1 pseudogene is annotated in these 330 nt (G+C 71.5%); it reads left to right on the top strand.

Features of this window, described 5'->3' with window-relative positions:
• Positions 1-330 (top strand): annotated as a pseudogene (locus AOK00_RS41005) (chorismate-binding protein); the annotation flags it as partial.

The raw sequence follows: 330 nt of genomic DNA, 5'->3' as shown, positions 1-330 counted from the left end.
CTGGTAGGCCGGTCCGCCCCCACCGCCCTGCCCGCCTCCGAACTCCCCGAGTTCTCCGCGCTCTGGGGCGGACCGGCCTACCAGGACGCCGTCGAGGACATCAAGGAGCGCATCCGGGCCGGCGAGGCCTTCCAGGTCGTTCCCTCGCAGCGCTTCGAGACCCCCTGCACCGCCTCCGCGCTCGACGTGTACCGGGTCCTGCGGGCCACCAACCCGTCCCCGTACATGTACCTCTTCCGCTTCGAGAACGGCTTCGACGTCGTCGGATCCAGCCCCGAGGCCCTCGTCAAGGTCGAGGACGGCCACGCGCTGCTCCACCCCATCGCCGGC

The organism is Streptomyces aureus, from assembly GCF_001418135.1.
In the GTDB taxonomy this organism is placed as follows: domain Bacteria; phylum Actinomycetota; class Actinomycetes; order Streptomycetales; family Streptomycetaceae; genus Streptomyces; species Streptomyces aureus_A.
This window is presented reverse-complemented; position numbering and strand designations above follow the sequence as displayed.